Below are 6,794 nucleotides of genomic sequence, written 5' to 3'. Positions count from 1 at the left end.
ACCGGCCGCCGCCCGTGGGCTGGCGACCGGTCCCCCGCCGACGAGCTCAGTCCTTGCTCAGCACCGAGTAGCGGAACTGGAACGACGCGTTGAGCGTGTCCTCGACACCGGAGACGCCGTCGCGGGCGACCGCGACCTGCGAGCCCTGGAGCAGCGGCACGGTCGAGAGGTGCTTCTCCGCGAGGACCTGCTGGATCTCCTCGATCGTCGCGATGCGGGACGCCTCGTCACCGTCCGTGCGCTCGGAGTCGAGCAGCGCGCTGATCTCCTCGTCCTCGAAGTGGTTGCCGAGGAAGTTGTCCTTGTCGAAGAACGGCGTGAGGTAGTTGTCCGCGTCCGAGAAGTCCGGGAACCAGCCGAGCTGGTACGCGGGGTACGCGTCCGCGGTGCGCTCCTCGGCGTACGTGACCCACTCGGTCGACTGGAGGTTGACCGTGAAGAGGCCGGTCTCCTCGAGCTGACGCTTGATGGCGTTGTACTCCTGGTCGGAGGACGGGCCGTAGTGGTCCGGGTTGTACTGGAGGTTGAGCACGACGGGCGTGGTGACGCCCGCGTCCGCGAGGACGGTGGTGGCCGCGTCGACGTCGGGCGCCGTGCCGTAGAGCTCCTCGAACGGGGTGGCCGCACCGGGCAGGCCCTCGGGGACGTAGGAGTACAGGGGCGTGTACGTGCCCTTGTAGACCTGCTCCGAGAGGTCGTCGCGGTCGATGGAGAACGCGAACGCCTTGCGGATCGCGAGCTTCTGCTCGGGGGTGTCGCCCGGCATCGTGTTGAAGTTGAAGACCACGTAACGGATCTCTCCGCCCGGTCCGGAGACGACGTTGACGCCGTCCGCGGACTCGAGGCTCTCGATGTCCGTGGCCGTGAGGCTGCGGGTCGCGATGTCGATGGCACCGCTCTCGATGTCGAGCTTGAGGTTGTTCGAGTCCGTGTAGTACTTCAGCGTGACGCCGTCGTTGAGCACGTCGCCCTGCACACCGGTGTAGTCGGCGTTCGGCGTGAACTCGACGAGCGAGTTCTTCTCGAAGGACTTGATGAGGTACGGGCCGGAGGTGGCCTCGGCGTCGACGATCGCGGCGTCGTCGAGCAGCGCGTCGGCCGGGAAGGTGGCCTCGTCGACGATCGGACCCACCGGGGAGGCGAGCACCTGCGCGAAGGTCTGGTCGTTCGCGGAGGTGAGCGTGAACTCGACCGTCTTCTCGTCGGGTGCGGCGACCGAGTCGAGGTTCGCGAGGAGCGACGACGGCCCGTTGGGGTCGGCGATCGCGAGCTGGCGCTCGAAGCTGAACTTCACGCTCTCGGCGGTCAGCGCGTTGCCGTTCGCGAACGTCAGGCCGTCCTTGAGCGTGCACGTGTAGACCGTGTCCGACGTGAAGTCGCAGCTCTCGGCGGCGTCGGGGGCGAGCGTGGCGCTGCCGGGCTCGAAGCTCATGAGGAACGAGAAGACCTGCGTCTGGACGTGGAACGAGCCGTTGTCGTACGAGCCCGCCGGGTCGAGGGTCGTCAGGCTGTCCGTGGTGCCGACGATGATGCTCGCGCCTGCGGCCTCGCCGTCCCCGGTCGAGTCGGTGTCGGTGCGCCCGGAGCCGCACGCGGTGAGCGTCAGTGCCGTCACGGCGAGTGCCGCCGTGGACAGCGCACGACGGCTGGATCGAATCTTCACTGGTGATCCTCCTGGATGAGGGAGACACACCACCCGAGGTGGGCGGTCGTCATTGACCGGAACAATCGCACAACCGTATTACCGGCTGGTAACACGGGGTATGTCAGGAAGGTAACGATAACCGTGAAACGTCCGTACCACCCACGACTGCCCACGACTGCCCACGGCCGACCACGACCGCCCACCACCGTCCTCAGTCGCTCAGCACCACCTGGTCCACCATGAGGTGGCCCCACGGCCCCGTCGCGTCGTCGAGGATCTGGACCTGGGCCGACCTCCCGGCCAGGTCCGAGACGTCCCAGGACACGTGCCGGAGCGTCCCGGAGTCCTCGCCGGTCACGGTCCGCACGGGCTGACCCTCCACGAGCAGCTGCACCGAGGTCGCCGGACCGGCTCCGAGCGGATGGCGTCCGCCACCGACGAGGAGATGGAGATGGTTGCGATCGACGGTGAAGGGCGGCGACGTGATGGTCCCGGTCGCCGCGTCTCCACCGCCGGCGAAGGTGTCCGCGACCTGCGTGCCGACGTGGCCGGGGTCCCCGGACACGGACGGGCCCGCGGCCGCGAAGGCCCCGGTCGCGCTCCATCCCTCGCCCCACGTGCTGCCCTCGAAGTCCGCGATCGTCCGTGCCGGCCGCTGGACCACGCTGCCGAGCTCCGTGATGGTGACGTCCGAGAAGTCAGCGGACCCGCCGAGGGAGTACAGCGCGATGCCGGCGTCCCCCGGGTCGGGGAAGATCTGGCTGGAGTGCGTGAACCGGCCGTCGTCGACGAAGACCTCGATGGTGGTGCGGTCCACGAGGACGGTGAGGCGGACGGTCTTCGCGTCCGGGTCGAACGGCGTACGGCTCTCGAGCTTCTCTCCTGTCGCGTCCGGGTTCCCCGTGCCCCCTCGGTTGAGGTAGCTCGTGGCGCCGTAGACCCCGGCGTCCGCGTGCCGGGTGCCGTCCGCCGACCGGCGCAGCTGCAGCCCGATGTTCTGGGCCGTCGTCCAGCTGACCGTCGTCTCGATCCGGTACGAGGTGCCCTCGTACTCCAGCGGGAGGAGGCCGTCCACCTGGAGGTCGCCGAGCTCGACGGTCCGGCTCGTGATGTGGTCGAGAGCCGGTACCGGCCGTGACGCGAGGCTGTACTCGGACCCGTACCGCTTGAGCGTGATCTCGCGGGTGATGGAGTCGGTGCCGTTGAAGCCGTCGGTCGCCCAGGTCGGGGTGGTGTGCGGGTAGGACCAGCTGTTCATCCACCCGGTCGCGTACCGCCTGTCGAGCGGCGCCTCGGGGTCCTCCCACGTCACGGCGCCGTACCAGTCGAAGCCGTGGTCCAACCACTGGGGACGGGTCGTGTCCGGGACGAACGTGGTGCCGTCGAAGGACCCGGTCCAGTAGGCGTAGGTCGCCGGCTCGTCGGTGAGGTAGCCGTTGGCGCTGATCCCCATGACCCAGTGGGTGGTTCCGTCGTCGGCCCGGATGCTGAACAGGTCGGGGCACTCGAGGAGGCCGAGCGAGGTGTTCACGTACTCGGAGACCCGGGTCCAGCTCGTGAGGTCGGGCGAGGTGTAGAAGCCGATCGTCTGGCCCTCGGCGATGAGCGCGACCCAGCGACCCCGTTCGGCGTCCCACATCACCTTCGGGTCGCGGAAGTCCTTGCGGCCACCGTTCGGGATGACAGGCTCGTCACCGTGGGGCGTGAAGGTGCGCCCGCCGTCGAGCGAGTACCAGAGGAACTGTGCCTGCGGCCCGGACGCGTCCCGCGTCTGTGCCTCGGTGGGATGGTCCATCTGCGTGACGAGCATGACGACGGCCCCGGGGCCGAACCCGGCGGTCCCGTCGGTGTCGACGACAGCCGACCCGGACCACAGGTCGTAGTTGGCGTTCGTGCCCTTGGGTGCCGCGACGCCCTGGTCGGCGAACACGACGCCGTCGTACGACGTCGCGAGCCGCCACTCGGTCCCGTGGTTCGCCCGGGGGTCCGCGTCGTAGTCCCCGTTGTAGAGGTAGTAGTAGTGGAACTTCCCGTCGACGTAGACGGGGCGCTGCGGGTCGTTCTTCCAGTGGTCGGGGACGGTGAAGTGGTACGTGCTGCGGTAGCTCGATCCGTCCGTGGCGGTCGGCGCGCTCGTGCGCGCCTCGCCGGCCGCCGCCCCGGCGGTCGAGGCGGCGGCCAGCGTCCCGGCCAGGACGGCGGCGAGGGAGGCGGCGACCATGGTCCTGGACGGTCTGTGCGAAGAGAGGGTCATCGTTGACTCCTGTCGTGGGGGGATGGTGGAGCGGGTCAGTCGTGTCGGAGCTCGAGCGAGCGGCCGACCCGGACGACCGGCAACGGGTCCGGGATCTCGCCGACGAACTGGCCGTCCTCGGTGTCGCGGAAGCCGAGCAGCGACCAGCCGTGCTCGGGGTCCTCGACGAGGCGCGCCGCGTAGAGCGACGGGTGGTCGAAGGTCGTCGCCGCAGAGAAGTCCCACGGACCCAGCAGCGACTCCCCCGGGACGACCCACACCCCTCCTTGCTGCCAGCTCTCGCGCCGCTCGGCCGACAGGTGCTGGGGCCAGCACGAGAACACGAGGACCGGCAGCCCCTCGACGACCGCCACCTGGTTCACCTCGAGCTGACCGAAACCGGCAGGCACCGACAGCGGTGGCCGGACCTCCCAGTGCTCGAGGTCCGGGCTCACGGCATGGCCGACGACGCTGCGCCCGGCCGGGTCGCCCTCGCGTGCCCGCGCGGTGATGAGCATGTGCCAGCCGTCGCCGTCGGGGTCGCGCAGGACCCACGGGTCCCGCCACGCCTCGTCGAACCAGGCCCCCTGGTCGAGGGTCTCGTACCACCGCGGGTCTGCGGACACCAGGGGTCCGGGGTCGCGGTGCCACACGACGAGGTCGTCGGACCGGGCGACGCCGACCCGCTGGACGAGCCCGTCCTCGGAGCGGCTCACGCCGGTGTAGAACATCCGCCAGGTGCCGTCGTCGGCGCGCACGACGCACCCGGTCCAGTTCGCCTGGTCGTCCCAGGCCCCTGTGTCTGCGGGGACGAGGGCATCGGGGAGGAGCTCCCACGAGCGGAGGTCTGTCGAGCGGGCGTGCCCGATCGACGCGCGCAGGTGACGGCGGTCGGGGTCGAGCAGCGCCCGCGACGCTCGGAGGAAGAAGAGGTGGTGGTGGGAGCCGTCGACGACGGTCCAGCTGTCCCACACCCAGTGGTCGGCAAGTCGGAGCACGGTCCTATCCCTTCACGCCGCTGGCGGCGATGCTGCTGACGAAGGCCCGTTGGAAGGCCAGGAAGACGAGGAGGACCGGCAGGGTGATCATCGACGTGTACGCCATGACCTCGCCCCACGCGGTGTTGAGCTGGAAGAAGTACTGCATCCCGACCATGACCGGGCGCAGGTTCTCCTCCTGCACCGTCATCAACGGCCAGAGGTAGGAGTTCCACGCCGGCAGGAAGGTGAGGATCGCGACGGTCGCGAACGCCGGTCCGGCCAGCGGCACGACGATGCGCCGGTAGATGGTGAACCAGCCGGCGCCGTCGATCCTCGCCGCCTCGTCGAGCGACTTGGGGATCGTCGAGAAGTACTGCGCGAAGAGGAAGATCGAGAACGCGTTCGCGATGAACGGGATGATCTGCACCTTGTAGGTGTTCAGCCAGCCGAAGTCGTACATCGGTACGCCACCCTCGAACACGAGCGTGGGCAGCTTCGAGACCCAGTAGACCATCGGCACGGCGATCGTCTCGAAGGGGACGATGAGCGTCGCGATGACCACCGTGAAGAGGATCTTGCGCCCGCGGAACTCCATCCGGGACAGCGCGAACCCCGCCATGGAGTTCACGACCAGCCCGATGCCCACGATCGCGACGGTGACGAGCACGGAGTTGAGCATGAAGCGTGCGACCGGGACCCGGTCGAAGACACCGACGTAGTTCTGCAGCGAGATCTCCCCGACGGGGAGGAACGCCCGGACGGAGTCGACGTCCGAGAGGATCTGGGCGTCCGGCTTGAGGCTCGAGACGAACATGAAGACGAGCGGGAAGAGGAAGAAGACCGCCAGGCCCCCCATGAGGGCGTAGGAGCGCCAGGCCCTTGCTGGGCGGGACTCAGCCTGGACGTGGGTCGTGTCGAGAGCCATGTCAGTCCTTCTCTCGGGTCAGGTGGCGCTGCAGGAGGGCGATCGCGAGGACGAGCACGAAGAAGATCAGGGAGATGGCGGCGCCGTAGCCCACCTGTTGCTCCCGGTAGCCGCGGCGGACCGCGTGGTAGACGAGCGTGGTCGTCGAGTTCACGGGACCGCCCTGCGTCATGACGTCGATCTGCACGAACAGGCCGAGCGCGGCGATCGTGATGGTCACGAGGATGAACACCATCGTCGGACGCAGCCCCGGCCACGTGACGTTCGCGAACTGCTGACGCGGTGTCGCCCCGTCCATCCGGGCCGCCTCGTAGAGCTCGCCGGGGATCGTCTGCAGTCCGGAGAGCCAGATGATCATGTGGAAGCCGACCGCCTGCCAGATCGACAGCACGATGATGGCGGGCAGAGCGGTGCTGGGGTCGTTCAGCCAGGCCATGCCCTGCCACGCGCCGAAGGTCATCGTGTCGATCGCGGAGTTGATCAGGCCGTCCTCGCGGTACATGAACTTCCAGAGGATCGAGACCACGACGATCGACGTCACCACCGGGATGAAGAAGATCACCCGGAACGCCGTGACGCCGCGCAGCCGCTGGTTGACGAGCAGCGCGAGCACGAGACCGAACCCGGCCTGGACCGGGACGACGACGATCGCGAAGAGCGCCGTGTTGAGGATCGACCGGACGAACGCCGGGTCCTGCGTGAAGGCACGGACGAAGTTGTCAGCCCCGACGAAGCGGGGAGGGTTCGGCGAGATGAGCCGGGCGTTGGTCATCGAGAGACCGAACGCCAGGAGGACGGGGATGACGAGGAACAGCAGGAGAAGGACCGCCGCCGGGGCGACCATCCCGTACCCCGCGAAGGATCGGGGCGTGCGCCGGGCGGAGCGCGGGTGGCGTCGCGACCTGCCGGCCGCTTCGACGCCTGCAGGGACGACGGGGTCGCCCTGCTTCTGGACAGGGGTGCTCATGGCAGATCCGTTCCGGGGGGGGGGGGGGGGGGGGGGGGGGGGGG

5 protein-coding genes are annotated in these 6,794 nt (G+C 69.0%); all 5 read right to left on the bottom strand.

What is annotated here, in order from left to right:
- Nucleotides 1-46 precede the first annotated feature (46 nt).
- The 5 genes from ABKW26_RS19880 to ABKW26_RS19860 all read right to left on the bottom strand — a co-directional run bounded on the left by ABKW26_RS19880 (nt 47) and on the right by ABKW26_RS19860 (nt 6,750).
- A complete protein-coding gene (locus ABKW26_RS19880) occupies nt 47-1,663 on the bottom strand; it encodes an ABC transporter substrate-binding protein (protein WP_348595822.1) in 1,617 nt (538 codons plus the stop codon).
- Nucleotides 1,664-1,856: 193 nt separating this feature from the next.
- The gene (locus ABKW26_RS19875; RefSeq protein WP_348595821.1) at nt 1,857-3,899 is read right to left on the bottom strand and encodes a GH32 C-terminal domain-containing protein; all 2,043 of its coding nucleotides are present in this window, start codon (nt 3,897-3,899) and stop codon (nt 1,857-1,859) included.
- 35 nt (nt 3,900-3,934) lie between these two features.
- A complete protein-coding gene (locus ABKW26_RS19870; RefSeq protein ID WP_348595820.1) occupies nt 3,935-4,876 on the bottom strand; it encodes a glycosyl hydrolase family 32 in 942 nt (313 codons plus the stop codon).
- Between the two features lie 4 nt (nt 4,877-4,880).
- Complete coding sequence (locus ABKW26_RS19865; RefSeq protein ID WP_348595823.1) at nt 4,881-5,714, bottom strand: carbohydrate ABC transporter permease; 834 nt, start codon at nt 5,712-5,714, stop codon at nt 4,881-4,883.
- Nucleotides 5,715-5,784: 70 nt separating this feature from the next.
- Entirely contained in the window at nt 5,785-6,750 is a 966-nt protein-coding gene (locus tag ABKW26_RS19860; protein WP_348595819.1) for a sugar ABC transporter permease, read from the bottom strand.
- Nucleotides 6,751-6,794 lie beyond the last annotated feature (44 nt).

Source organism: Sanguibacter sp. 25GB23B1, from assembly GCF_040012415.1.
GTDB lineage: Bacteria > Actinomycetota > Actinomycetes > Actinomycetales > Cellulomonadaceae > Sanguibacter.
Note: the sequence above shows the minus strand (reverse complement) of the source record. Positions and strands in the feature narration are given on the sequence as shown.

Excerpts from the sequence above, each read along its gene's own strand:
- ABKW26_RS19875 (WP_348595821.1), bottom strand. The coding sequence starts at position 3,899 with ATGACCCTCTCTTCGCACAGACCGTCCAGGACCATGGTCGCCGCCTCC.
- ABKW26_RS19865 (WP_348595823.1), bottom strand. The coding sequence starts at position 5,714 with ATGGGGGGCCTGGCGGTCTTCTTCCTCTTCCCGCTCGTCTTCATGTTC.
- ABKW26_RS19860 (WP_348595819.1), bottom strand. The coding sequence starts at position 6,750 with ATGAGCACCCCTGTCCAGAAGCAGGGCGACCCCGTCGTCCCTGCAGGC.